Consider the following 26,383-nt stretch of genomic DNA (forward strand, 5'->3'; position numbering starts at 1 on the left):
GTTTCGGCGTCTTCAAAAAAAGATTGAATGAATTCATTTTTTAAGTCAATCTCAAATTTGAAGACATTCAGAATTCAAGGAAATCCACATGACAGGGTTGCGCGCACGGCAGAAAGCCGACCGGAACAGACGTATCCTGGACGCCGCCGCTCAGTTGTTTCGCGAGGTCGGCTACGACAGCGCCCGCATCGAGGACATCGCCGAACGGGCCGAAGTGTCGGTCGGCACCTTCTACAATTACTATGAAAACAAGGGCGACATCCTGGTCGCCACGGTGTCGATGGAAGTGGAGGAAGTTCTCGCCGCCGGGCGCACCATCGTCGACAATCCCCCCTCCTCCGTCGAAGGCGCGCTGGAGGCCCTGATCGGTCAATATTACGATCACTCGCTCGTCTATCTCAGCAAGGAGATGTGGCGCACTGCGATGGCGATTTCGATCCAGCAGCCGGAGAGCCCCTTCAGCAAGCGCTATACCGAGCTCGACCGCCGGCTTTGCGACCAGGTGTCGACGCTCATCCACAAGCTGCAGGTGAAGGGCCTCGTCGCCCCCGGAACCGACATTCGCGCCGTCGGCGAGATGCTGTTCAACAATCTCAATCTAATGTTCATCGAATTCGCGAAGCACGAGGCGATGCCGCTCGATGAGCTCAAGGCGCGTGTCAGCAGACAGAACCGGCCGCTCGCAACGCTGATCGCGGCGCCATGATCCAACCCGGACAATGAAGCCAACTCTCACAATAAAGAGCGTATCGATGCAAGACTTGGAACAGTCGGTGCTTGCCGCCGCCGATCGGCTCGTCGCAGCCTTTGCCCGCCATGATGCCGCCGCCTACTTTTCAGCCTTCGCGCCGAATGCGACCTTCATCTTCCACAATCTCGATCGACCCCTGCGCAGCCGGGCAGAATATGAGGCGGAATGGGCGTTGTGGGAGACCCGCGACAGCTTCCGCGTCCGAGGCTGCCAGTCCAGCGATCGGCATGTGCAAATGATCGGCAACGTTGCCGTCTTCACGCATGGCGTTCGAACCGAACTTGAGATCGGCGGTGAAGCACTGACGTCGCAGGAAAGAGAAACGATCGTGTTTGAACGGGATGGGGCCGGAACCTGGCTGGCGGTCCACGAGCATCTGTCGCGCGCCGGATAGCAGTCCCGAAACGCGTTTAGAGGGCACCGATGACGACGGCGGAAACGAAGCAGAAGGCAGCGACAAAGGCGATCGCGTGCGGAAACAGGGTGATGGGTGAGCGGCGCGGCGGGGCTGCAGCGTAGGACGCATATCGGGACTGGATTGTCGGCTTCGCAGCGTTCATCGCGTCTCTCCGTCGTTCAGGCCGGGAACTTGGCCGTTAATAGCCATGTTCTCCGATATTCTCGATTGAGTTTATAGATATTAATTTCTCGATTCCACCCCAAAAGTAAAAAATCGTCCGCCAGGCGGCGCCTTCAGTGGCGATCACGGTCGCGTTCCTGCACATGTCGCGACCAGCTTTCGCTGAACCATGGCGTCAAAAGCGACACATTGGCATCGCGATGAGAGCGGGTGAGACCGCCATCGGCTTCGACGCAGGTCCAAACCGTAAACCCCGTCAGCTGGTGTTTTCCAAAGGTCTGGATCAGCGGAATGTCAGCGGCGTCGCGGCCCCGGGCAACGGCAATGCGCCCCGCACGGCGCGCATTGTTCTTGGCGTCGAACGTGTACCAGCGATCGCCGAGAAAGACATCGAACCAGGCATTGAAGTCCATCGGCGCCACTCTGTTCTCGGTTTCAAGGTCGGCCATGTAGCCGTTGACGTAGCGCGCCGGCATGTTCATGCAGCGGCAAAATGCGATGGCAAGGTGCGCATAGTCACGGCTGACGCCGAGGCGATCCTCGTGGGCTTCGAGCGCCGTGCGCATCGCCTGGGCGTAGCCGTAGCTGAACACCAGGCGCGCATGCACATAGTCGCAGATCGCCTGCACCCGCGGCCAACCGGGCGCCACCTCCCCGAAAAGCCTCCAGGCAAGCGCGCCCAGCCGATCGGTTTCGCAATAGCGGCTGGCGGCCAGATAGGGCAGCGTGTTCGGTGGAAGCTTCTCGACGGGCACGGCCTGCGCCTGCGGATCGGAAACGTCAGGCCGGCCGTCGTCTTCGATGACGGCATCATAGCTGAGCTTGAAGTCCCCTTCCGGCGCGATCATGCGCAGGCACGCATTGCGGTGCGGGTCGACAATCTCCTCCATCTTGACGATCGGCGAGGTTACGGGGCCACGTTCGCGCCGGATGTCAGGGCGCTTTTCGCTGGCGACGGAAAGATAAGTCATCATCGGTGTCGGCTGGGGGCAGCGGATGCCGATCTCATAGCCAAAGCGCACGAACATCTCCAACCTCCCTCGTTCGGCAGGAATGTTTCGCGAACCCTTTTGTTCCCGGGATCGACGGTGAAATGGCGCTACCGTCGCCAATTGTGAACTCACGCAAAGAGAAACACCCGGCCGCTTCGATCCGGGTACGAATGGAGGGCACACGAACCACGGCGAGGCGCCGTAGCGCACCCCTTAGTCGCCCCAGAACGACGGCACTTGGCGGCATTCCTGCCCGTCTTCCTGCCCGGTCGATTTTATGCCCGAACGCGGCAGGCGACAACCGCATTCGGCGAGCCGTCCGGCGCCGCAGGAACACGGCACCGCCGGGTTTTCCGGCTTTTCAGACGGGTCGCATTGCCGTGCGGAAAGGTGGCCCGAGTGGTGCGTTCCCGCCCTACCAGCCAACGACATCCTTGAACGAATACCACCAGGAGCCGATCGTCGAATACTGCGCACGGAACATTCGCCCGCCCGGGAACGGGTACCAGGGCAGTTTCTCGAACATGTCGAAGCGCGTTGCGTCACCGTCGATCGCCTCGGCAAGCGTGCGCCCGAAAAGATGCGATCCCGTCACGCCATGGCCGCTATAGCCGTGAGCGAAATAGATATTGGCACCGATGCGGCCCATCTGCGGCACGCGGGTAAACGAGAGCGCGAAGTTGCCGCTCCAGGCATAGTCGATCTTCACGCCTTTCAGCTTCGGGAAGACCTTTTCCAGATTGGGCTTGAGCTTGGCCACGACGTCCGCCGGGTCGGTGCCGCCATAGACCGTACCGCCGCCGAAGATCATGCGCTTGTCCGCCGACAGTCTGAAATAATCGAGGATGTATCGCACGTCCTCGACGCACATGTCGCTGGGGATCAGCGAATGGGCGAGCTCCTCGCCGAGCGGCGCGGTGGTGATCATCTGGGTGGAAACAGGCATCACGCGCGAGACGAGCTTCGGCACCGCATCGCCGAGATAGGCATTGCCGCAGAGAACAACGATCCGCGCCGTGACTTCGCCACCGGCGGTATAGACCGTCGGCCTTGCCGCCTCATGGTCGACCCGCGTGACCGGTGACTGTTCGTAGATCGTGCCGCCAAGGCTTTCCAAGGCGCGCGCTTCGCCGAGCACCAGATTGAGCGGATGCATGTGGCCGCCCGTCGTATCCAGCATGCCGCCGCAATAGGCGTCGGAATTCACCAGCTTGCTGAGCGCGTCGCGGTCGAGAAGCTGATGATCGTCCATGCCGTACTTGCGCCAGAGCGCCTGCTTGGCTTCCAGTTCCTTCATGTGCGCCGGGGTGTAGGCCGCATAGATGTTGCCCGGCTTCAGATTGCAGTCGATCTGATACTGGCTGACGAGCCGGCGGATGATCTTGCCGCCCTCCTGCACCAGCCCGCCGACGAAGCGGGCTGCGTCCTCGCCGTAGCGGCGCTGGATGGTCGCAAGGCTGGCGTTGAGACCGTTGACGACCTGGCCGCCATTGCGCCCCGATGCGCCCCAGCCGACCTGCGCGCCCTCGACGACGACGACCTTGTAGCCTTTCTCGGCGAGATGGATTGCCGTCGACAGACCGGAATAGCCGGCGCCGACGACACAGACATCCGTCTCGACGCGCCCTTTGAGCGAAACCGGCGTGCGGATGATGTTGCGGGAGGAGGCGTAGTAGCTCGTGGGATAGCTGCCGTCGCCGGCATAGGATTTTTGGTTTCTCGACATCACACGATTTCCAGGTAAGCGCTGAATTCATAGTCCGTCACCTGCTCGGCAAAGCCGGCGATCTCCTGCCTCTTGCAGGCGATCAGCATCGAGCGCAGCGTCGGATCGAAGATCTCGGCGGCAATCGGCCCTGCCTCGAAGGCATCGACCGCCTGCCCCCAATCGGCGGGAATTTTGGGCAGTTTCTCCGCCGTATAGGCCCGGCCCGTCACCGGCGCCGAGGGTTTCCATTTGTTGCGGATACCGACGAGAGCCGCGCCGAGGATCGCGGCGATGACGAGATAGGGGTTAGCGTCAGCGCCGGCCACCCGGTGCTCGATGCGGCGCGCTGCCGGATTGCCGCCGGGGATGCGGATCGCCGATGTCCGGTTTTCATAGCCCCAGCACACGGCCGTCGGCGCGTGCGTATCCGGCCGCAGTCGACGGTAGGAATTGAAATGCGGCGCAAACATAAGCGTCGTTTCCGGCATGCCGCGCAAAAGGCCCGCGACGGCATTCTTGAGGACCGCCGACCCTTCGTCGCTGCCGTCGTTGAAGACATTGTTGCCATCAGCGTCGAGCAGGCTGAAATGGATGTGCATGCCGTTGCCCGAGCGGGTGCCATAGGGCTTGGCCATGAAGGTCGCCGCCAGCCCGTGCTTGCGGGCGACGCCCTTGACGATGCGCTTGAAGAAGATCGCGTCATCAGCCGCCTTCAAGGGATCGTCGGTGTGCAGCAGGTTGATCTCGAACTGGCCGATGCCATTCTCGGCGATCGCCGCATCCGCCGGCACGTTCTGGCGGGCACATTCCTTGTAGACGTCGGAGAAGAACTCGCCGAAATCGTCGAGTTCGTCGATCGACAGGATCGCATCGGAATCGAGCCGCTTGCCGGTATAGGGCGAAATCGGAGGCACGGCGCTGTCGGGCTCAGGGTCGATCAGATAGAATTCCATTTCGGTCGCGACCACGGGGCGCAACCCCAACTCCTGATACTCGCGTACGATCGCCGCCAGCGCCTGGCGCGGATCGGCGAGGAACGGCTTGCCGTCCTCGAGCAGCAGCCACAGCGGCACCAGAGCACTTGGCCGCGAGGTCCAGTTGACCGGCAACGCGCCGCGCCCGGTAACGGCGCAGATACCGTCCCTATCGCCGCTAGCAAACACCTGCTCGCTGTTGATGATGTCTTCGCCCCAGACGTCGACGCCGACGATCGACAGCGGCATGCGGATGCCGCCCCCCAGCACCTTGGAGGCCTGCTCCACGGGTACACGCTTGCCGCGCATGATACCGTTCAGGTCGCAGACCACGGCCTGGATGCTTTCGATAGGGCCGTTCTGCTCCAGCCAGGCCTTGAAGGCGCTCGGGTCTTCCGCGTCGAGGGACATATCGCAAATCTCATTTTGTGATCACATTTGCAGAAAGTTGACATAATTTAGAAGTTGGAGTCAACCTCGACGGATGTTATCAGCCCGCGATCATTCCCGCGTGGCAGAAGGAGCCTGCTGATTTGAAGACCCCATCGCTGCCTCTTCTCGACCGGCCAGAGGGCATGACCACGCATGACTATGCCTTTGCCAGGCTTCGCCAGGCGATCATGGTCGGCAGCTTCCGCCCCGGCACTTCGGTCACGATCAGGGGGCTTGCCGAAGCGCTGGAGAGCAGCCCGACGCCGGTGCGCGAGGCCCTGCGGCAGCTCACTTCCATCGGCGCTCTGCAATTCCTTGAAAACCGCCGCATCGTCGTGCCGCGCATCACGCCCGCCCGTTTCGAAGAGCTGATATCGCTTCGCATCGCGCTCGAGAGCCATGCCGCGCGCCGAGCCGTCGCCCATCTTTCGGAGCGGCAGATCGAACGAATCTCAGCGATCGACGACAGCATCGAGGACGAAATCCAACGCGGCGACCAGGTGGCGGCGCTGATCGCCAACCAGGCCTTCCACCGGACGATCTACACCGCCAATCCGGACCAGATCGTCATGCCGCTGATCGAAAGCGTCTGGCTGCAACTGGGTCCGATCCTCGGCATCGCCATGGAGCATGTGAGCGAACTCTATGTCGTCGACCGCCATCGCGAGGCGATCGACGCCTTGCGCCGCCGCGACGAGGATGCCGTTGCCGATGCCATTGCAGCCGATATTCGCGAGGGTATCGGCGGCTTCGACCAGCAGGCCGTCGCGCGCCTGCTGAAGCTTGCAGCCTGACATTAAACCAACGCCATCAACTGAAATTTTAGTGTGGCTAAAATTTTCATTGACAAGCCGCGATCGCCGCAGCAAAGTTCAGGAAATACAAGTGCATAGCCCTGAAATCCTAGCGATTTCCGGGCGTGTATGTCTGTACCCACGCAGGAGATCTTCCCTTGGGGGAGGATGTGGGATGAGGGGGATTTCACAGTGGATTCGCAGTCTCGGCCGGGTGATCCGGCATCGGAGCTTCCTTCGCTCGGCGATCGGCTGCGCGAGCGGCGCAAGGCCCTGAAGCTGACGCTCAAGGAAGTTGCCGATCGGGCCGATTTCTCTGTGGGCTTCATCTCCCAGATCGAGCGCGGCATCACCGTGCCGTCGCTGACGTCGCTGGTCGCGGTCTGTCGGGTGCTGAAGGTCGAGGTCGGGACATTCCTCAATTCGCCGAGGGTGGCAACGCCATTTACCCGCCACGATCAGCGCCGCGCCTATGCGCTCGCTGGGTCGCCCGACAACAACATATCCTATGAACGCCTGTCGGCTTCCTTTCCCGGCAGCGTTCTGCGCAGCACCGTGGTGCACACACCGCCCGGCCACCGCAGCGAAGCCATGACCCACGAGGGCGAAGAGATGTTCTTCGTTCTCCAGGGCGCACTGACGATCGAGATTGATGGCGAAGAGACGGTGCTGGAAACGGGCGATTCCGCACATTTCCTGTCGGGTCTGACCCACCTCACCTGGAACCACACCAGCGAACCGACGGTGATCCTGCACACCTGCACGATGGATGTCTTCGGCGACGCGCAGGCAATGGAGACGCCGGAAGGCGCATTCGCGGTAACACGCGCCGAGGACCGTCGCAGTGCCTCGGCAAGCCCCGGCAAGGGCGCCGGATAGGATCGCCCTACAGCGCCGCGCGTCTAATTAGACGCGTAAAGGTCGCTGTAGCGCTTTGAATTGCTGCATGCGCAAACGCGTCAGCAATTGCGCCCATCAGATCACCAGCCTTTCGTCTGGACGCCTGCGTCTAGCGACCGCCGCGCGTCGATCGACGCCCGAACACGAGAGCGACGCGCGGCCCCTCACCTCACCCACAACCCTGCCGGAACCAGAACTGGAAACGCCATGAAAGAACAGACGAAAGCACGCCTTGCCGCCCTGCGGACCAAGATGAACGAAACCGGCAGCGGGCTGGTGGCACTCGCCCCCGGATCGCACATGGATTGGTTGATCGGCTATCATCCGCATCCCGACGAACGCCCCTGCCTGCTGCTGATCGGCCCGCAGAAGGAAGCCTTCCTGATGCCGGCGCTCAATGCCGAGGGCACCCGCGAACATACGGATATCGATTTCTACAACTGGTCCGATGCCGAAGGACCAGTTGAGGCTCTGACTTTGGCGCTTGCCGGGATCGGCGCGGAAAAGCCCGGCCGCGTGGTGATCGACGAGACCATGCGCGCCGATTTCGCGCTGCTGCTCATCGACAATCTGCCCGAGGACACTGCCCGCGACTTTACACCTGAGACGCTCGGTGCCCTGCGCATGCGCAAGGACAGGAGCGAATACGAGCTGCTGAAGATGAATGCCGGCATCGCCGATCGCGCCATGCAGGCGGCCTTCGCCAAGATCCGCCCCGGCATGACCGAGAAGGAACTGGCCGCAGAAATCCGCTCGCACTTCTTATCCGAAGGTGCGGCACCGGCCTTCTGGATTGTCGGCGCCGGCGGCAACGGCGCTTTCCCACATCATTCCGCCAGCGAACGGGTCATTGCCGAAGGCGACGCCGTCGTTATCGACATCGGCGGCCGCAAGCAGGGCTTCCCGAGCGACATCACCCGCATGGCGATCGTCGGCCGCGCACCGGAAGGTTACGGCCAGATCCACACGATCGTCGAGCGGGCCGTTCAGGCAGCGCTCAAGGCGGCTCGTCCAGGCGTTCTCGCCAAGACCGTGGACGATGCAGCACGCAAGGTGATCGCGGACGCCGGCTACGGCGAATATTTCGTCCACCGCACAGGTCACGGCATGGGCATCGACGGCCACGAGCCACCCTACATCACGGCAACGTCGGAAACGGTTCTGGAGGAAGGCATGGTCTTCTCGATCGAACCCGGCATCTACCTGCCCGGTCGCTTCGGCATCCGGCTCGAGGATATCGTCATCCTGCGCGCGGACGGGCCGGAAGTGCTGTCGTCGCTGCCGCGCGACGCCCATATCGCGCAAATCTGATACGGAATTTTGGGGCGCCCTCGGGCGCCACTTTTCTTTGTCCCTGCCACACACTGGCCGCTACAGCGCCGCGCGTCTTATTAGACGCGCAAAGGTCGCTGTAGCACTTTGAATTACTGCATGTTTTTATCCTTAAATCGAATACGGTTTAAGGAAACATGCAGTAGGCTATTGCGCGTAAGTCTTCTTGCGGCCGTCGGATTTGCCGCTGGCAGGCTGGTTCTGCGGCCGTTGCTGATAGACCGGTTCCCGCCTCCACTCTGGCGGCCAGATCCAGAGATAGCTGCCATAGGGCGCGCGCTTGATGCCCTGGTAATACTCGCCCTTGCCCGTGCGCATCTGCGCCTCGGCACCGCTCGTAGCAGTGCCAGCAGCGATTGCGATCGCCGCCAGGGCCACGAGCAGACGTCCTGTTTTCTTCATCTTCGAACTCCTTGCTTCGCCATATCACTCCGTGCGGAGTGCCGGGTCAACCGACGCGTGTTTATAAGTTCCTGCTTGACGACTTCCCGTGCCTTGGTCATATTGATCAGATGTCAGACCAATTTGGCGCCGAGGGGGAGGCTGAATGACTGAACAAGCAAGAGCAGCGCTTCTGCCACTGCCGCCCGCCGACCGGGCGCAACAGGTCATTGCCGCGCTCGCCGATTACATCCAACAATCTGGCCTGAAAGCCGGCGATCGCCTACCGGCGGAGCGCGAACTGATGATGGCGCTTGCCGTCGGGCGCTCGACCGTGCGCGAAGTCATCCGCCATTTCCAGGCGCTCGGCGTCGTCGAAGCGCGCAAGGGCAGCGGCACCTATCTGCTGCGCGCCATCTCGGCCGGCACCGTGCATATGCCGCTGACGCTCGACGCCGGGCATCTTCGCGACGTGCTTTTGATGACGCTCGAGGTCCGCCGCGGCATTGAAGTCGAAGCCAATATGGTCGCAGCGCGCCGACGCACCGACGCAGACCTTGAGATCATCGAAGTGAAGCTCAATGAGATGGAGCGGGTGCACATCGCCAAGGGCACCTCAGGCCCGGAAGACCTCGCCTTCCACCTGGCGATATACGACGCCACCCACAATCCCTTGTTCCGGCAGTTGCTCGAACAGATGCGGGAAGCCTTCGAACGCTTCTGGGAAGAGCCCTTCGACCGTTCGGATTTCGCCCGCCGTTCCTTCCCATTCCACCGCACCCTCTTCAACGCGATCGCGGCAAAGGATCCCGATACCGCGCGCGAAGAAACGCTGAAAATCCTCGCAATCGTCGAGGAAGACATCAAGGAAATGTCCAAATGAACAACGGCTTCGATCCGTTCGACCACGCCTCTTTGATCGTCGCGCACGACGAGGGCAATGCCTTTGACGCCGTCGTGCCGCCGATCGTCCAGACCTCGCTGTTCACCTTCAAGGACTATGACGACATGGTCGCGACCTACAAGGGCGAACGCGTGCGGCCGATCTACACCCGCGGCCTCAACCCGACGGTGCGCATGTTCGAGGAGATGCTGGCGAAACTGGAAGGGGCAGAGGACGCGATCGGCTTTGCCAGCGGCATGGCGGCAATCTCCTCCACCGTGATGTCCTTCGTCGAGCCCGGCGACCGCATCGTCGCCGTCAACCATGTCTATCCCGACGCTTTCCGGCTCTTCGGCACCCATCTGAAGCGCATGAAGGTCGAGGTGACCTATGTCGACGGCCGCGATGAGGAGGCCGTCGCCAGGGCTCTGCCCGGCGCCAAGCTCTTCTACATGGAAAGCCCGACAAGCTGGGTCATGGACACCCATGACGTGGCAGCACTGGCAAAACTCGCAAAACAGCAGGGCATCCTCACCGCCATCGACAACAGCTGGGCGAGCCCGATCTTCCAGCAGCCGATTTCGCTCGGCGTCGATCTGGTCATCCATTCGGCCTCGAAATATCTCGGCGGGCACAGCGACGTGGTCGCAGGCGTCGTCGCCGGCTCGAAGGACCTGATTGGCCGCATCCGTTCGGAAGCCTACCCCTATCTCGGCGGCAAGCTCTCGCCCTTCGATGCCTGGCTCCTGATCCGCGGTCTTCGCACCCTGCCGATCCGCATGAAGGCGCACGAGCGTTCGGCGCTGACGGTAGCGCAGCGCCTGCAGGCCCATCCGCTGGTCGAGACCGTCTGCCATCCCGGCCTTGGCAACACCTTGCCGCCGGGCCTGTCCGGCACATCGGGTCTCTTCTCTTTCATCTTCCGCGACGGCGTCGATGTCAGACGCTTCGCCGACCACCTCGACCTGTTCAAGCTCGGCGTTTCCTGGGGCGGACACGAAAGCCTGATCGTGCCGGGCGAAGTCGTGCTGTCACAGAAAGCCCAGCCCAATTCCGCGGCCGCCTTCGGCATCTCACCGCGGTCCGTACGGCTCCATGTCGGCCTGGAGGGAACGGAGGCCCTCTGGAGCGATCTTGAAGCGGCGATGTCTGCCGCTTCGTCAGGCTGACAGGAGCGGGATGCCGCATCCCGCTCATTGCATGTGGATCAACCATCAAAAAACAAAGGGAACAAAAATGAGGAAACTGATTACCGCCACTCTGCTTGCCACCCTGATGGCAGGAAGTGCACTGGCCGATACCAAGCTGAAGCTGGTCGAGGTCATCACCAGCCCCGAGCGCACCGAAACGCTGAAATCGATCGTCGCCAAGTTTGAAGCCGCAAATCCGGGCACCACGGTCGAGATCATCTCACTGCCCTGGGGCGAAGCCTTCCAGAAGTTCGCGACCATGGTTTCGGCCGGCGAGCTGCCCGACGTGATGGAAATGCCCGACACCTGGCTTTCGCTCTATGCCAACAACGGCATGCTTGAAAGCCTCGAGCCCTATCTCGAAAAGTGGGAGCACACGCCGGGCCTGACCGAGCGTACGCTCGAGCTCGGCCGCGACATCAAGAACACCGCCTACATGCTGCCCTACGGCTTCTATCTGCGCGCCATGTTCTACAACAAGAAGCTCTTGTCGGAGGCCGGCGTCAGCGAACCGCCGAAGACCATGGACGATTTCGTCAAGGCATCGGAAGCCGTCTCCAAGCTGCCGGGCAAATCCGGCTACTGCCTGCGCGGCGGTCCTGGTGGCCTCAACGGCTGGGTGATGTTCGGCGCGACCATGGCCGGCAGCAACAAATTCTTCAATGAGGACGGCACGTCGACCATGAACAGCGAAGGCTGGGTCAACGGTCTCACCTGGGTGATCGACCTCTACAAGAAGGGGCTGGCGCCGAAGGACAGCGTCAACTGGGGCTTCAACGAAATCGTCGCCGGCTTCTATAGCGGCACCTGCGCCTTCCTCGACCAGGACCCGGACGCGCTGATCGCCATTGCCGAGCGGATGAAGTCGGAAGATTTCGGCGTCACCACCATGCCGAAGGGACCGAGCGGCAAGGCCTTCACCACCATCGGCTTTGCCGGCTGGTCGATGCTTGCGGCGAGCCAGAACAAGGACCTCTCCTGGAAGCTGATCGAAACGCTCGAAGGGCCCGAAGGCAACATCGAGTGGAACAAGCGCACCGGTGCCTTGCCCGTCCACAAGGCGGCGGAAAAGGATCCGTTCTATGCGAGCCCGCAGTTCAAGGGCTGGTTCGACGAGCTTGCCGACAAGGACGTCGTTTTGACGGTCATGCCGACCTACCTCGAAGAATTCGCCTTCTTCAAGGATTCGCTGGCGATCAAGACGACGCAGGAAGCCCTACTCGGCGACATCACGCCGACGGATCTCGCCAACCAGTGGGCCGAGTACCTCACCAAGGCGCAGCAGAAGCACCTCGCCAAGAAGTGAGCCTTCGACCGGCGGCGGACCTCACCGCCGCCGGTCACTCGATATGTTGAGAACAGGGCACGCCAAAAAACCGGCGGCCGCACAGGGGAAATTTCGACCGATGGCCTATGCCGCCCGCCATGACGGCCTGCCCGCACGCCGGCCGCTGATGAAGCGTATCACCGATGGTGCTGCGCCCTATCTCTATAGCGCGCCGGCGCTGATCCTGATCGTCACCGTCATGCTGGTGCCGTTGGCGCTCGGCGTCTCCTACGCCTTCCGCGATATTCAGCTGCTCAATCCATTCTCCGGCGCCTTCATCGGCCTCGACCACTTCCGGGCGCTGTCGCAGGACCAGGCTTTCTACCGGGCGCTGCGCAACACGCTGTGGTGGACGGGCGCCTCGGTCTTCCTGCAGTTTTTCCTCGGGCTGATCCTCGCTTTGCTGCTCGACAAGCCGTTTTACGGCCGAGGCCTGGCGCAGGCGCTCGTCTTCCTGCCCTGGGCGGTGCCGAGCTTCCTGGCCGGTCTCAACTGGTCCTGGCTGTTCAATCCGGTCGTCGGACCGTTGCCACACTGGTTCTACGCGCTCGGCATCATGAGCGAGCCGTCCAACATCCTTTCCGATCCGCATCTGGCGATGTGGGGGCCGATCATCGCCAATGTCTGGTGGGGCATCCCGTTCTTCGCCATCACCCTGCTTGCCGCCCTCCAGGCGATCCCGCGTGATCTCTATGAAGCCGCCAGCATCGACGGCGCCGGCCCGGTGCAGCGGTTCCTGTCGATCACCCTGCCCTTCCTGGCGCCGACGATCGCCATCACCATTCTCCTGCGCACCGTTTGGATCTCGAATTTCGCCGACCTGATCATCGTCATGACCAATGGCGGTCCGGCCGATCGCACCCAGATCGTCGCCAGCTACATCTTCACCCAGGCCTTCAAGCGGCTCGACTTCGGCTACGCTTCGGCGATCGCGCTGGTGCTTCTGGCACTGCTGCTCGCCTACTCCATGCTGATTGTCATCCTGCGCCAATGGCTGCTGAGCAAGGATTGAGACCATGCGCGCCAAACCCATCCTTCTCGTAGCCGCACATCGACTGGCGATCCTCGCCTATATCGCCTTCGCGCTCTTCCCGCTCTACTGGCTGCTGAAGGTCGCAGTCACGCCCAACGACCTGCTCTACTCCGAAGGCATTCGGATGTGGCCTTCGCGCGCCAGCCTCGAGCATTTCGATTTCGTGCTGCGCCACAGCGCCTTCCCGGTGTTCTTCAAAAACAGCCTGATCGTTTCGGGCTCGACGGCGATCATCGTCACCATCCTTGCCTCGCTCTCGGGATACGCGCTGTCGCGCTTCAACTTCCGCGGAAAGTACTGGCTGGTGGCGCTGATGCTGCTGACGCAGATGTTCCCGCTCGTCATGCTCGTCGCACCGATCTTCAAGATCCTGTCGCCGCTCGGCCTCACCAACAGCCTGACCGGCCTCGTCATCGTCTACACCGCTTTCAACGTGCCGTTTGCCACCTTCCTGATGCAGTCCTTCTTCGACGGTATTCCGAAGGATCTCGAAGAGGCGGCGATGATCGACGGCGCAACCCAGTTCGTGGCCTTCCGCCAGATCATCCTGCCGCTGACGCTTCCGGGCATTGCCGCAACCCTCGGCTTCGTCTTCACCGCTGCCTGGAGCGAGCTTCTGTTTTCGCTGATGCTGATCTCGGGCAACGACCAGGCGACTTTTCCGGTCGGGCTGCTGTCCTTCGTGTCGAAATTCTCGGTCGACTTCGGCCAGATGATGGCCGCCGGCGTGCTGGCGCTGATCCCGGCCTGCCTCTTCTTCCTGCTCATTCAACGCTATCTCGTCCAGGGCCTGACGGCCGGCGCGGTCAAAGGCTGAGGATACCACCATGGCTTCCATCGATATCGCCAACATCCGTAAATCCTACGGCATCCACCCGGTCCTGCACGATGTGGACCTGAAGATCGGCGACGGCGAATTCGTCGTGCTGGTCGGCCCGTCCGGCTGCGGCAAGTCCACCCTGCTGCGCATGATCGCCGGCCTTGAAAGCGTGACGTCAGGCGAAATCCGCATCGCCGGAAAACGCGTCAACGAACTGGCCCCGAAGGACCGCGACATCGCCATGGTGTTCCAGTCCTATGCGCTCTATCCGCATATGTCGGTCGCCAACAACATGAGCTACAGCCTAAGGCTCCGGAAGACGGCCAAGGAAAAGATCGCCAGCGTCGTCTCCGGTGCTGCGTCGAAGCTCGGTCTCGACCCGCTGCTCGAGCGTCGCCCGCGCGCCCTTTCCGGCGGCCAGCGCCAGCGCGTCGCCATGGGCCGCGCCATCGTGCGCGAACCCAAGGCCTTTCTCTTCGACGAGCCGCTGTCAAACCTCGACGCGCGCCTGCGCGAACAGATGCGCGCCGAGATCAAGAAGCTGCACAAGGATCTGGGCGCCACCTCGATCTACGTCACCCACGACCAGATCGAGGCGATGACACTTGCCGACCGGATCGTCGCCATGAACGGCGGTTTCGTGCAGCAGGTCGGCAGCCCGCTCGATCTCTACGACCGTCCGGCAAACCTCTTCGTTGCCGGCTTCATCGGCTCGCCCGGCATGAACTTCTTCGAAGGCACCTACCGAAACGGCGAAGCGCCACGTTTCGAGACTGCGGGCGGCGTAACCATTCCGGCGCAAGTGCATGCGGAACTGATTGACGGGGCCAGCACGACGCTCGGCATTCGGCCGGAACATGTCGAGCTCGGCACCACGGCGCCGGATGCGCTGAAGGCAACGGTCGACCTGGTCGAACCAACCGGCTTCGGCATCATCCTGCATTTGTCCTTCGGCAAGGCCAGCTTCAAGGCCTTTACCAACGACCGCACTTTCCTCAATGCAGCCGGCGAAATCCCGGTACGACTGCCGCCCGAGCGACTGCATTTCTTCGACGCCGCCGGCAATCGGGTCTGATTGCCGCGCCGGCCGTAGCGGCTGGCGGAAAGTGACGCGGCGCGAGCGATATCGCCCAAGACCGGAGATTGACATCTTCCGGACGAGGCGTACCGTCATGCCGTCGCAAGTATCAACCGCCCGTGGCGCCCAATTGAGAGAAGCAAGTACCGCCAATACGATGAATTGACGATAGCCTTCCTTGCCCCGCGCCCGGCGATATTGAGGAAGTGTCATGCGAAATTTTGTTGTTGCCCTTGCCTTTTCGACAACGCTGCTCTGTCCCGTCGCCGCCCTCGCGCAAGAGGGCGATGCGGGGGCCGGCGCGACCGTCTTCAAGAAATGCGCCATCTGTCATGTCGCCGACAGCGACACCAACAAGGTCGGTCCTTCGCTCAATCATGTGCTGGGCAGAACAGCCGGCACGCATCCGGACTTCAAGTATTCGCCGGCGATGATCGATGCCGGCAAGGGTGGGCTTGTCTGGGACGAGGCGACGCTGCGCGATTATCTCCACAATCCGAAGGCGAAAGTGAAGGGCACAAAGATGGTCTTTCCCGGCCTGAAGGACGAAGGCGATATCTCCAACCTGCTCGCCTATCTCAAGCAATATTCGCAGTAGACGAAATGGGTTGAGTTGCCGGCAGGCGCTCAACCGAACGGTCAATTGCGAGTATTTTCCGTTCGTGCAATAATTGCATTTAGAACTCTACGGATTGCGTATTCATGCCCACAGCCGCGAGCGGCGAGGAGGGACAAGAAATGGCCGTGGTGGTTATTCTGGTTTTGCTGGCCGCCGGATCGGTGTTGTTCCATTTGTTGAGCCCATGGTGGTGGACGCCGATCGCGTCCAACTGGAACTACATAGACAATACACTCATCATCACCTTCTGGATCACCGGCGTCGTCTTCGTCGCCGTCGTCCTGTTCATGGCCTACTGCGTCCTGCGTTTTCGGCACCGCCCGGGAAACAAGGCGGCCTATGAACCTGAGAACAAGAAGCTCGAAAGCTGGCTTGCCGCCGGCACGACGCTCGGCGTCGCCGCCATGCTGACGCCTGGCCTGTTCGTCTGGCATCAGTTCGTCACCGTTCCCGACGGTGCTAGCGAGGTCGAAATCGTCGGCCAACAATGGTTGTGGAGCTACCGCCTGCCCGGCGTCGACGGCAAGCTCGGCACCTCCGAGACACGCGACGTCTCGCCGGAAAATTCGCTTGGCCTCAACCGCAACGACACGGCCGCCCTGGATGACGTCGTCATAGAAGGCGGCGAGTTGCACCTCGAGATCGGCAAGCCGGTCAAGGTGCTGCTGCGCTCCGTCGATGTGCTGCATGATTTCTACGTGCCGGAGTTCCGCGCCAAGATGGACATGGTGCCCGGCATGGTGACCTATTTCTGGCTGACCCCCACGCGCACCGGCACCTTCGAAGTGCTCTGCGCGGAGCTCTGCGGCGTCGGCCACCCGCAGATGCGCGGTACCGTCGTCGTCGACAGCGCGGAGGACTATCAGACCTGGCTCGCGAGCCAGCAGACCTTTTCGCAGTTGATGGCAGCAGCGCAGACGAAGGAAACGGCACAGGCAGAAAATGCCGCCCCGGCGCGGTAGGAGGCGCCCCGACGGCAATTGGGAGAGTATAGATGGTCGACATCCGGTCAGGCACAGATGGCGCGCTCGGACACGCCGAGGTGGAGGATGTTGAACTCTACCATCCCCACAGTTGGTGGACGCGCTATGTCTTCAGCCAGGACGCCAAGATCATCGCCGTGCAATATGCCTCGACCGCCATCGCCATCGGCATGGTTGCGTTGGTTCTCTCCTGGCTGATGCGCCTGCAGCTTGGCTTTCCCGGCGCCTTCGCCTTCATCGATGCGGAGCGTTACTACCAGTTCATCACCATGCACGGCATGATCATGGTGATCTACCTGCTGACCGCGCTGTTTCTCGGCGGCTTCGGCAACTACCTGATCCCGCTGATGCTCGGCGCACGCGACATGGTGTTTCCCTACGCCAACATGCTGAGCTACTGGCTCTACCTTCTCGCCGTGCTCGTGCTGGTCGCCAGCTTCTTTGCCCCCGGCGGACCGACCGGCGCCGGCTGGACGCTGTATCCGCCGCAAGCCGTGCTTTCAGGCACACCCGGAGGCAAGGACTGGGGCATCGTGCTGATGCTCTCCTCGCTCATCCTTTTCATCATCGGTTTCACCATGGGCGGGCTCAACTATGTGGTGACGGTGCTCCAGGGCCGCGCACGCGGCATGACGCTGATGCGTATGCCGCTGACGATCTGGGGCATCTTCACCGCGACGGTGATGGCGCTGCTCGCCTTCCCCGCCCTCTTCGTCGCCTGCGTCATGATGATGTTCGACCGGGTGCTCGGCACCAGCTTCTTCATGCCGGCGATCGTCGAAATGGGCGAACAGCTGCAGCATGGCGGTGGCAGCCCGATCCTGTTCCAGCATCTCTTCTGGTTCTTCGGCCACCCCGAAGTCTACATCGTCGCCCTTCCCGCGTTCGGCATCGTCTCCGATCTCATCAGTACCCATGCCCGAAAGAACATCTTCGGCTACCGCATGATGGTCTGGGCGATCGTCATCATCGGCGCGCTTTCCTTCGTCGTCTGGGCGCACCACATGTATGTCAGCGGCATGAACCCCTATTTCGGTTTCTTCTTCGCCACAACCACGCTGATCATTGCCGTGCCGACCGCGCTCAAGGTCTACAACTGGGTGCTGACGCTGTGGCGCGGCGATATCCATCTCAACCTGCCGATGCTGTTTGCGCTCGGTTTCATCGTTACCTTCGTCAATGGCGGGCTGACCGGCCTCTTCCTCGGCAACGTCGTCGTCGACGTGCCGCTTTCCGATACGATGTTCGTCGTTGCCCATTTCCACATGGTCATGGGTGTCGCGCCGATCCTCGTCATCTTCGGCGCCATCTATCACTGGTATCCGAAGGTCACCGGCCGCATGCTCAACGAGGCGATGGGCCAGCTTCATTTCTGGGTCACCTTCGTCGGCGCATACCTCATCTTCTTCCCGATGCACTATCTCGGCCTGATCGGCGTGCCCCGGCGCTACTACGAGATGGGCGAAACCGCCTTTGTCCCGGCCTCGGCCCACACGCTCAACGAGTTCATCACCATCGTTGCGCTCATCGTCGGCGCGGCGCAGATCGTCTTCCTCTTCAATCTCGTCTGGAGCATTCGCCACGGCCGCGAGGCCGGCGGCAATCCATGGCGGGCAACGACGCTCGAATGGCAGACGCCGGAAACGCCGCCACGCCATGGCAACTGGGGCAAGGATCTGCCGGTGGTCTATCGCTGGGCCTATGACTATAGCGTGCCCGGCGCACCGGAGGATTTCATCCCACAGAACCAGCCCGGCCCCGACAACCTGACGCGGGAGACCGCGACATGAGCGTGACACTGATCTTCCTCGCCGTCATCGCGGCGATCGCGGGATGGTGGCTGTCGCAGCAGCGGATGATGTCGAAGCCCTGGCTGGAGGTCGGCCACCACCACGACCCGCGCCCGCAGGGCCGCCACCCGATCGAACCGGCCAAAATTGGCCTCGGCGTCTTTCTCGCCGTCGTCGGCGCGCTGTTCACCCTGTTCATCAGCGCCTACTTCATGCGCATGGCATCGACCGACTGGTGGTCGACGCCGATGCCGACGCTCCTATGGCTGAACACGGCGGTGCTCGCTGCCGGAAGCCTGATGCTTCATGCCGCCAAGGTATCGGCCGAACGCCACCGTGACGAAGCAAGCCGCACGGCGCTCATCGCCGCCCTTACCTTGGGCCTCGGCTTCCTCGTCGGCCAGGTCTTCGCCTGGCGCGAGCTCACCGATGCCGGATACCTCCTCACCGGCAATGCGGCCAACAGCTTCTTCTACATGATCACCGGCATGCACGGCCTGCACATCGTCGGCGGCCTGATCGCGCTTGCCCGCACCATTCTCGCCACGCGCAAGGGGCCGATCGATGAAAGGGCGACCCTGTCAATCACGCTCTGCGCCACCTACTGGCATTTCATGCTCGCTGTCTGGCTCGTGCTGTTTGCGCTGTTTTCCGGCTGGGCCAACGACTTCATCGACCTCTGCCGGCAAATCTTGACCTAGGAGCCGCCCATGTCCGCGCCGACACATGCACCTGTCACAGAGCCCTTGCCCCGGCCTTCGGGTCTCGCCGGCTTTGCCGCCGATTGGGCATCGGATCAGCGCGCCTTCAAGAATGTCTCCTGGGGAAAGGCCATGATGTGGATCTTTCTCCTGAGCGATACCTTCGTCTTCGGCTGCTTCCTCGTCGCCTACATGTCGGCGCGCATGTCGACCGCGGTCCCCTGGCCGAACCCGAGCGAGGTCTTCGCGCTGCATATCGGCGGTTCGGACGTCCCCCTGATCCTGATCGCCATCATGACCTTCGTGCTGATTTCATCGAGCGGCACCATGGCCATGGCGGTCAACTTCGGCTATCGCCACGACCGGCGCAAGACGGCGATCCTGATGATGCTGACGGCACTCTTCGGCGCCACGTTCGTCGGCATGCAGGCCTTCGAATGGACCAAGCTGATCTCCGAAGGCGTTCGGCCCTGGGGCAACCCGTGGGGTGCGCCGCAGTTCGGCTCCACCTTCTTCATGATCACCGGCTTCCACGGAACGCACGTGACGATCGGCGTCATCTTCCTCTTGATCATCGCGCGCAAGGTCTGGCGCGGCGACTTCGAAACCGGCAAGCGCGGCTTTTTCACCAGCCGCAAGGGGCAATACGAGATCGTCGAAATCACCGGCCTTTACTGGCACTTCGTGGACCTCGTCTGGGTCTTCATCTTCGCATTCTTCTATCTCTGGTGAGGAACAGCCATGACTGACGCACCGGCACAGATCGCGGTCAAAGAGCACCAACAGCACCCGATCGGTCTCTATCTGCTGGTCTGGGGCCTACTTTTCGTGCTCAGCACCTTCTCTTACCTGGTCGATTACGTCGGCCTGCAGGGCTATCTCAGATGGTCGCTGATCCTCATCTTCATGATGCTCAAGGCGGGGCTCATCGTTGCCGTCTTCATGCATATGGCCTGGGAACGTCTGGCGTTGATCTACGCGATCCTGCTGCCGCCGCTTCTGGTACTGGTCTTCGTCGCGCTGATGGTATCGGAATCGCACTACGTGCTCTTCAGCCGCCTCACCTTCTTTGGTGCCGCGCCATGACCGGGAAGTTTGCACCGCTCAGAGCAACAGCAACTTCTTGAGGACGGAGAACACTTCCTTATAGGGAAGAATGGTGACGCCGGCAGCGGCGATCGGCAGGAGGGCAGCTGCCGCCACCGGCACGACTGCCGTGCGGCTCAACAGCATCGCCGACAGCTTGCGCGTCGTTTCAAACTGTTTCGTCGGGTCGGCGATGTCATCGGCCTGCTGCTGAACCTCGTCGGTGCTTGCCGCCACCACATTGGTGCCCAGTATCTTCCGCTCGTTTGAGCGGTGATAGCGGGTCGCCTGCGTCCCCAGCATCAACAGGCTGCGCTCCTTCAACTGTCCAAGCGGCTTCGAGAAAGCCGACAGCGGGTAGGCAAAGAGCGCCAGCACGATCACCAGCCAGCCGGTTGCGATCGTGCTGAAGGTGGTGGTTGTCAGGCTTTCCTGCAGCAGATGCTTGGCGATCGCAGCACCTATCGCGGCACTGATACCGAAGATGAAGAGAACATAGGCGTTGGGATAGCTCGCAAGAAAAGAGAGCCCGCCATTGCCGTCTGGATGCGTCGCGACAAGCCGAAGTTCCAGTCGAGCGATCCGGCGCAGAAGCTGCGCCCAGACGAGGTGTCGCCACAGCCCGCGCAGCAACAGGAACACGAACAGCGGCTGGCTGACGACGATCGTCCACCAGCCGGCCGCCGTGATCCGCCGCCCCTCCGCGGAGACGTCGACTGCCCAGGATGCGACACCCGACGTGCGCATGTTGAGGTAGGCAAAGATGGCGGCAAGAAGCGCCAAGCCAAGACAGACCGCCTCCGCTAGCCGCGAGTCGCGGCGGGCAAGCGCAACCGTCACGGCGTCGCCAAATGCCTGCACCGAGCCCGGCGCGACGATCGGCGCCTTCAGGAACTGCCCGAGCTTGATGTGCAATCCGCGCTCGACCTGCTGTTCGGCCAGCACAAACGCGCCGACGCCGATGGCAAACCGGCCCCAGACGCCCAGATCACCGAGATAGGAGCCTGGCGCGTCGACGGAAAGAAAGCTGCGCGGCAGCCCAAGCAGCAACGGCACCAACCAGGCAAGCGCTACGAACAACAGCGCGCGCCTTCCGGTCTTCAGCGCATGTTCGCGTAGTAACCCGAGCCGGCGTTGCAATTCGAAAAACGGCCCGCCATGCGCGGCGAGATACTCGCCCGGCGAAAGATCGCGGCGCGGCGATGTTGCCGTTCCCTGTTCGGCGCTCTTGCGAACCTTTTCTTCAATACTCAATGGCGCTCAATCCTCGGTGATGGTCCAGTTGTCGTTGGGATTGAACTGCTTGATATCGCGCGCCATCGCAGCGGTGTCCGCGCCGAGATCCGCCTGATAGACGATGCCGTTCCGGTTGACGACAAAGGTATGAACGCCGGTCTCACCGTATTTCACCGGCCAGGCCACCAGCCCAAACCCTGCGATCATGTTGCCGTTGATGACATAATCGTAGGAGCCGCCGGCGATGTTTCCGCCCTGCCGCGTCAGGATCTTGAAGCGGTAGCCATAATAGCCTTCGTCGGCCTTGGCCTTGTCCAATTGAGCCTGCGAAAGATCGCCTGCAGGGCTGTCACCATCCCCCTGCTCTGCCGGCCAGTAGAGGCCATCGGTCTTGCCTTCGCTCGAAATCAGCTTCTGGGCATATTCGAACACGCCATCGCCGTCGTGATCTTCTTGAGTGTATTCTTCCTGCGCGTCCACATAGGCTCGCGCCGTGTTGATCGCCTCAAGCTCATTCTCACCAACGCGGCGATTGATGATCTCTTCGATCCCGGCATAGGTGTCGAACGCCCACTTGCCGTCTTCCCCCTTGACGATCGGGAAGGGCAAGGGCCAGAGCTGATCGCCGATCTCGACAATCTTGTTTTCGCCCGCGTCGGTCAGGATCACCTTTTTGGCGGCACCCGCCTTGATCTGTTCGTAGGTGTTCATCACACCTTCGCCTGTTTTCAGCTTTTCGGCATCAAGGCCCAGCAGCGCGGCAAGTTTGCCGAAATCGCTCGAACTCATTGCATCCTTGAAGGCTGAAGCCGCCTTGTCCGAATCGTCGAAGGTGGGAGGATCGGTCTGCGAGATATAGTCTGCAAGTTCGGCCGGCTGGCTCTCTGCCGCCAACGTCGCTCCGGCGTAGCCCGACAGGCCGAGCAGCAGCAGCCCGACACCCGAACGGAAAATCATGCTCTGACGATGATACCTGGTCATGACCATACCCTCCCGTTTCTCGCGCTCAACCACGACGTCCGCCACCACCGCGTCCACCGCCACCACCATGGCGAGCCCCACCGCCGCCGCCGTGTCCAACGGACCGATGCGGCACGCCCCCACTGCGGGCGCCGCCACCCATCGCCTGGCCGCCGCGCCGCGATTGCACTTGCGTCACCTTGCCCGGCCGCACTTCGCCCAGACCTGATGGCTTGCGCGGACGATTGTCGGCTTTTCCTGCCGGACGCGGCTTGCTCGCCGGTCGGTTGGCCTTGCCGCCGGAACCGCCGCCGGGTTTCGAGATGTTCCCGGGCCGCTGCGCCGCCGCGGATCCAGCGTTCGGCCTTGCATTAGCCGGCCGGTTCTTCGCACCATCGATCTTGTTGCTGCGAACATCCTTCAGATCCTTGAAGGAGCCCGTGTCTACCTTCTGGCGCAGGTTGGCACTCGCATCGCTTCTGGTGATCTTGGCCTTGTCGCGGATGTTGTTATTGCCGTTGGCTTCGATGCTGTTCTTCATGTTCGAACGGTCGAACTTGGCGAACTGGTCCTTGTCGATATTGATCTTGCTGCGGTCGACATTCTTCCAGTCGATGTCGTTGAACTTGACCTTGCCGTTGATATCGACGTTGTTGAAGCACTTGTTGCAGTCGACGTCGATGTCGCCATTGTAGCGCCCACCCCAAACACCCCAGTCGTCCCAATCGACCATCGCACCGAACACCGCGCCGGTGACCACACCGGCAAAGAACGTCGCCGTTGGATAGTAGTAGTTCGGATAGGGCTCGGGATAGTAGGACAACGGTTGGGGCGCATAGTTTGGCGCGTAGAGCATCTCCGGCTCGTATTGCGGCACATAGATCTTTTCCGGATTGGCCGCCTGAATGATGACGTTGTCGTTCTCCTGAACGACCTTCATCTTGTCGTCGGTCTTGAGCACGCCTGAAGCGACCGCCTTGTCGCGCAGCTGCTGAATGGCGATCAGCACATCCTTTTGCTGGTAGGCCATTGCATCGGAAAGGGACTGCGTCCAATCGATATCCTCGCTCATCATCTTGACGATATCGGGATAGTTCAGAAGTGAAATGACGCTGCCATCCCACGTGTCCTTGGGCTTCAGGTCCTTGTTCTTCTTGAGGTTATCAAGATAACGCTCAGCTTCGACGATCTGCAGCGGAAAGAGCGAAGCCGACGCGATGAGCGCGACCAGTTCGTCTGGATAAAGCGCGATGCGGGCGACAAGGATTTCGAGCTCTTCTTCGCTGAGCGGCTCCGGCGTGTCCGCGTCGGCCTGCTGGGCAGCCGAAGGATCGGTGGCCGCCTGCTCCTGCGCAAAGGCGCTAAAGTTGTAAGTGTAGGGCTCCGGTATCAACAAACACGCAGTCGCCAGGAAGCAGATCGATCGATGCAAACGGATGACACTCTTCACTGCCATTTCCCCTCCCCGTTCGGACGCACTGTTGCGTCACCTGTCTTGCCTGCTGGTGCGTGGGTTTCTATCTGCCTGTCTGCTGGTCTCATATGTTGGCAGCGCATCGGCCGCCGCAAGTGTTGGTTGACACTATTGCATACGCTCTCTCTTTTTCAATGCACAAATGATGACCACACGACGGTACACACCATAGGTTGTGCCAAGTTGGCGCAACGAGCCTGCCGCCCTACGCCCAAACGGCCGGGTCCTGCCCAATTGGATGTAGACGAATTGCAGGCTCTTCTTTTCCAGCATCTGGCTTCAGAATAGCGGTTTAATGCGGCCCCATGTCCTGCGCGATATCGCAGGGCCTGGGCTGAACCGTGGATTGGAGAAACGGCAATGACGGAAAATCGTCCCTTGTCGGAAGCGGCGCCGAATGCGAACACCAATCAGAACACGGTCGCGACCGCTGCCGGCGGGCATCTCGCGTTGGTCCCCACCTGGCTTCCCCTCGATCTCGTTCCGGATCCGGACCACAATTCGGCCGGTGCCGGGGGTAATGGAACCAGCATCGGTACCCTCGACAGCAATACGCTCGCCGTTTTCATGCCCTCCAACGCTGCTATCACCGGCCCGCATTCGGCCGCGGATGCGCAGCAGGGCAATGACGCCCTGATCAACCAGCACGCCACCGAAATGGCCGGCATGGGAGGCGACGGCGGCAGCGGCAATCTTGCGGGCAGCGGCGGCGGCAATGCCGGCGGCGGTGGCCACGGCACCTTCATCGGCAGCCTGGTCAGCACGGATGTGGGGGTATTTGCCCCGGTGAATACCGCCGTTGCGGCAGGGCCGGGATCGACGGCGACGGCCAATCAGGCCAACAACGCGGCAATGCTGCAAGGCGCCACCCAGATCGGCGGCATCGGCGGATCGGGCGGCGACCACAACATTGCCGGCGGCGGCACATCCGCCAACCATGGGACATCCATCACCTTCACCGGCGACAACTTCGCCGGACACGGCGGTGACGGCACCTTCATCGGCAGCATGATCGATGTGAACGTGGCGGTGTTTTCGCCGATCAACATCGCCATCGGTGCGGCCGGCGGAGCCGCCTCGGCTCACCAGACCAACAACGCCATCTTCGATCAGGGCGGCGTGCAGATCGCCGGTATCGGCGGTGCCGGCGGTGGCTTCAACCTGTCGTCCGACACGATCTTCACCGGCGACCAGATGGCTGGCGGTGGTGGGTCCGGTTACTCGAACGGCAGCATGGTCGATGTCAGCATTGGTTATTTCCACCCGATCAACATTGCGGTACCGGCCGGTGGCACGGCCGATGCCCAGCAGCTTGATCACGTGCTCTTCGACCAGCACGCGCTACAGATGGCTGGCGTCGGTGGTCTTGGCGGTGAGGGCAATCTGTCGGATGCCCATTCGGCGCTCGTGGACGATATCCTCAGCCTTGTCGATGGAATCTGAAGTCGGACAGCTCGCACAGTCCGTTTCGAACCTGACCCGGCACGAATGTCAAAACGCACCCGCAGTCGGGTGCGTTTGTCTGTCGCCGATACCACGCACTCCCGCATGGCAAGCCAGCGCCCCATACCCCGCCCAAAGGGACGTCACCGAATATCCAGCTAGTTCGCACGCTCGATAGCGCTCACCATTCAATCGCGGTTACCCCGTCTGCCAAACGGTATCGCTGGCACCGAACCGCTTAAGAGAACACGGGGGTCACGATACTTAGAGGAGCAACGCTATGCCTATTCCGCAAGCATCTGACACGATCAACCTCACCGACTCCAATGCTGGCGATGCAAGCGCCGGCAACGGCGGCGACGGCTTCAACTATGGTGATATTCACTACAATCCGGTCGCCTATGTCGCCAATTCACAAACAGTAGAAGGTGCCTACACCAAGCTCTACAACGGCGATCATGTCTGGCAGGACGCCGGATGGGGAACCGGTGACGGCGGCGACGGTGGACTTGCCCAGGCACGGGACGGCCTGTTGGCCGTGCTGACCAACAACGGCTCGGGCGGCGCCGGCGGCGACGCCTATTCCAATGGCGATCAAGGCAACACCAGCGGTGGCAATGTTGCAGCGGTTGCTGCAGACACAACGGCAACGCAGAACACCCAGTTCCTGGCCGACCAGCATGCAACCATTCTCGCCGGCGTCGGCGGCAATGGCGGCAATGGCAACCTTGCACAGGGCGGCGATATCTCCTCGGCCTTGGTTCACACCAATCCGTTCACGGAAACCAACACGTCAACGGACATAGACACCACGACCGAAACCACATCGGTCTCGAACGCGCTCGACCATTTCATCAACGCATTCGGATCGATCGACCTCAACGACATCGGTTCGTGAATTTTTCATGAGGATCGC

27 protein-coding genes are annotated in these 26,383 nt (G+C 61.6%); 19 read left to right on the top strand and 8 right to left on the bottom strand.

The features are described from left to right. The first annotated feature begins 88 nt into the window (after positions 1 to 88). Together J3R84_RS13765 and J3R84_RS13770 are read left to right on the top strand one after the other, a co-directional pair. Entirely contained in the window at positions 89 to 706 is a 618-nt protein-coding gene (locus J3R84_RS13765) for a TetR/AcrR family transcriptional regulator (protein ID WP_025428179.1), read from the top strand. 46 nt (positions 707 to 752) lie between these two features. After that, positions 753 to 1,145, top strand: a complete 393-nt coding sequence (locus J3R84_RS13770) for a YybH family protein (protein ID WP_025428180.1) — start codon at positions 753 to 755, stop codon at positions 1,143 to 1,145. Positions 1,146 to 1,161: 16 nt separating this feature from the next. Here J3R84_RS13770 and J3R84_RS13775 read toward each other — a convergent pair whose 3' ends face one another. The 4 genes from J3R84_RS13775 to J3R84_RS13790 form a co-directional block, all read right to left on the bottom strand. Then, entirely contained in the window at positions 1,162 to 1,311 is a 150-nt protein-coding gene (locus J3R84_RS13775; RefSeq protein WP_025428181.1) for a hypothetical protein, read from the bottom strand. Positions 1,312 to 1,444: 133 nt separating this feature from the next. Further along, the gene (locus J3R84_RS13780; protein ID WP_025428182.1) at positions 1,445 to 2,359 is read right to left on the bottom strand and encodes a transglutaminase-like domain-containing protein; all 915 of its coding nucleotides are present in this window, start codon (positions 2,357 to 2,359) and stop codon (positions 1,445 to 1,447) included. Positions 2,360 to 2,738: 379 nt separating this feature from the next. Further along, positions 2,739 to 4,052, bottom strand: a complete 1,314-nt coding sequence (locus tag J3R84_RS13785) for an NAD(P)/FAD-dependent oxidoreductase (RefSeq protein WP_025428183.1) — start codon at positions 4,050 to 4,052, stop codon at positions 2,739 to 2,741. After that, positions 4,049 to 5,416, bottom strand: a complete 1,368-nt coding sequence (locus J3R84_RS13790) for a glutamine synthetase family protein (RefSeq protein WP_025428184.1) — start codon at positions 5,414 to 5,416, stop codon at positions 4,049 to 4,051. The genes J3R84_RS13785 and J3R84_RS13790 overlap by 4 nt, the downstream gene beginning before the upstream one ends. A 122-nt stretch (positions 5,417 to 5,538) precedes the next feature. On the opposite strand from J3R84_RS13790, the gene J3R84_RS13795 reads away from it, so the two are divergent. From J3R84_RS13795 to J3R84_RS13805, 3 genes are all read left to right on the top strand, one after another. After that, on the top strand, positions 5,539 to 6,231 hold the full coding sequence (locus tag J3R84_RS13795; RefSeq protein ID WP_025428185.1) for a GntR family transcriptional regulator: 693 nt from the start codon (positions 5,539 to 5,541) through the stop codon (positions 6,229 to 6,231). Positions 6,232 to 6,423: 192 nt separating this feature from the next. After that, positions 6,424 to 7,110, top strand: coding sequence for a helix-turn-helix domain-containing protein (locus tag J3R84_RS13800; protein WP_198956869.1), 687 nt, complete (start codon positions 6,424 to 6,426; stop codon positions 7,108 to 7,110). 228 nt (positions 7,111 to 7,338) lie between these two features. Continuing rightward, positions 7,339 to 8,442, top strand: coding sequence for a M24 family metallopeptidase (locus J3R84_RS13805; RefSeq protein WP_038576383.1), 1,104 nt, complete (start codon positions 7,339 to 7,341; stop codon positions 8,440 to 8,442). A gap of 168 nt (positions 8,443 to 8,610) precedes the next feature. On the opposite strand, the gene J3R84_RS13810 is transcribed toward J3R84_RS13805, so the two are convergent. Further along, positions 8,611 to 8,865, bottom strand: coding sequence for a hypothetical protein (locus J3R84_RS13810; protein ID WP_025428188.1), 255 nt, complete (start codon positions 8,863 to 8,865; stop codon positions 8,611 to 8,613). 145 nt (positions 8,866 to 9,010) lie between these two features. Here J3R84_RS13810 and J3R84_RS13815 point away from each other — a divergent pair, with 145 nt between their 5' ends. The 12 genes from J3R84_RS13815 (at position 9,011) to J3R84_RS13870 (ending at position 20,354) form a co-directional block, all read left to right on the top strand. Then, positions 9,011 to 9,727, top strand: coding sequence for a FadR/GntR family transcriptional regulator (locus tag J3R84_RS13815; protein ID WP_025428189.1), 717 nt, complete (start codon positions 9,011 to 9,013; stop codon positions 9,725 to 9,727). Next, positions 9,724 to 10,896, top strand: coding sequence for a PLP-dependent transferase (locus tag J3R84_RS13820; protein ID WP_025428190.1), 1,173 nt, complete (start codon positions 9,724 to 9,726; stop codon positions 10,894 to 10,896). Before J3R84_RS13815 ends, J3R84_RS13820 begins: the two co-directional genes overlap by 4 nt. 67 nt (positions 10,897 to 10,963) lie before the next feature. Continuing rightward, a complete protein-coding gene (locus tag J3R84_RS13825; RefSeq protein ID WP_025428191.1) occupies positions 10,964 to 12,223 on the top strand; it encodes an ABC transporter substrate-binding protein in 1,260 nt (419 codons plus the stop codon). Between the two features lie 100 nt (positions 12,224 to 12,323). After that, positions 12,324 to 13,256, top strand: a complete 933-nt coding sequence (locus tag J3R84_RS13830; RefSeq protein ID WP_025428192.1) for a carbohydrate ABC transporter permease — start codon at positions 12,324 to 12,326, stop codon at positions 13,254 to 13,256. Positions 13,257 to 13,260: 4 nt separating this feature from the next. Next, positions 13,261 to 14,094, top strand: coding sequence for a carbohydrate ABC transporter permease (locus J3R84_RS13835; protein ID WP_025428193.1), 834 nt, complete (start codon positions 13,261 to 13,263; stop codon positions 14,092 to 14,094). Positions 14,095 to 14,104: 10 nt separating this feature from the next. Continuing rightward, on the top strand, positions 14,105 to 15,172 hold the full coding sequence (locus tag J3R84_RS13840; protein WP_025428194.1) for an ABC transporter ATP-binding protein: 1,068 nt from the start codon (positions 14,105 to 14,107) through the stop codon (positions 15,170 to 15,172). A gap of 214 nt (positions 15,173 to 15,386) precedes the next feature. After that, entirely contained in the window at positions 15,387 to 15,773 is a 387-nt protein-coding gene (locus tag J3R84_RS13845; protein ID WP_025428195.1) for a c-type cytochrome, read from the top strand. 140 nt (positions 15,774 to 15,913) lie between these two features. After that, positions 15,914 to 16,756, top strand: coding sequence for a cytochrome c oxidase subunit II (locus tag J3R84_RS13850; RefSeq protein ID WP_025428196.1), 843 nt, complete (start codon positions 15,914 to 15,916; stop codon positions 16,754 to 16,756). 32 nt (positions 16,757 to 16,788) lie between these two features. Next, the gene (gene ctaD / locus J3R84_RS13855; protein ID WP_025428197.1) at positions 16,789 to 18,567 is read left to right on the top strand and encodes a cytochrome c oxidase subunit I; all 1,779 of its coding nucleotides are present in this window, start codon (positions 16,789 to 16,791) and stop codon (positions 18,565 to 18,567) included. Further along, positions 18,564 to 19,268, top strand: a complete 705-nt coding sequence (locus J3R84_RS13860; protein ID WP_025428198.1) for a cytochrome c oxidase subunit 3 — start codon at positions 18,564 to 18,566, stop codon at positions 19,266 to 19,268. Before ctaD ends, J3R84_RS13860 begins: the two co-directional genes overlap by 4 nt. Positions 19,269 to 19,277: 9 nt before the next feature. Next, entirely contained in the window at positions 19,278 to 20,000 is a 723-nt protein-coding gene (locus J3R84_RS13865; protein WP_025428199.1) for a heme-copper oxidase subunit III family protein, read from the top strand. 9 nt (positions 20,001 to 20,009) lie between these two features. Beyond that, on the top strand, positions 20,010 to 20,354 hold the full coding sequence (locus J3R84_RS13870) for a cytochrome C oxidase subunit IV family protein (RefSeq protein ID WP_203527922.1): 345 nt from the start codon (positions 20,010 to 20,012) through the stop codon (positions 20,352 to 20,354). Positions 20,355 to 20,372: 18 nt separating this feature from the next. Here J3R84_RS13870 and J3R84_RS13875 read toward each other — a convergent pair whose 3' ends face one another. From J3R84_RS13875 to J3R84_RS13885, 3 genes are read right to left on the bottom strand one after another with little or no spacing between them, the layout of a single operon-like run. Further along, entirely contained in the window at positions 20,373 to 21,608 is a 1,236-nt protein-coding gene (locus tag J3R84_RS13875; protein WP_025428201.1) for a hypothetical protein, read from the bottom strand. A gap of 6 nt (positions 21,609 to 21,614) precedes the next feature. Continuing rightward, positions 21,615 to 22,571, bottom strand: coding sequence for a DUF2950 domain-containing protein (locus J3R84_RS13880; RefSeq protein ID WP_025428202.1), 957 nt, complete (start codon positions 22,569 to 22,571; stop codon positions 21,615 to 21,617). A 25-nt stretch (positions 22,572 to 22,596) separates the two neighbouring features. Continuing rightward, positions 22,597 to 24,006, bottom strand: coding sequence for a DUF3300 domain-containing protein (locus J3R84_RS13885; protein ID WP_025428203.1), 1,410 nt, complete (start codon positions 24,004 to 24,006; stop codon positions 22,597 to 22,599). 378 nt (positions 24,007 to 24,384) lie between these two features. Between J3R84_RS13885 and J3R84_RS13890 the strand changes: the two genes are divergently transcribed. Together J3R84_RS13890 and J3R84_RS13895 are read left to right on the top strand one after the other, a co-directional pair. Next, positions 24,385 to 25,467 (top strand): hypothetical protein, encoded by a 1,083-nt coding sequence (locus J3R84_RS13890; protein WP_025428204.1) that lies wholly within the window; start codon positions 24,385 to 24,387, stop codon positions 25,465 to 25,467. A gap of 280 nt (positions 25,468 to 25,747) precedes the next feature. Then, the gene (locus J3R84_RS13895; protein WP_025428205.1) at positions 25,748 to 26,365 is read left to right on the top strand and encodes a hypothetical protein; all 618 of its coding nucleotides are present in this window, start codon (positions 25,748 to 25,750) and stop codon (positions 26,363 to 26,365) included. Positions 26,366 to 26,383 lie beyond the last annotated feature (18 nt).

The organism is Ensifer canadensis (genome assembly GCF_017488845.2).
GTDB classification, from domain to species: domain Bacteria; phylum Pseudomonadota; class Alphaproteobacteria; order Rhizobiales; family Rhizobiaceae; genus Ensifer; species Ensifer canadensis.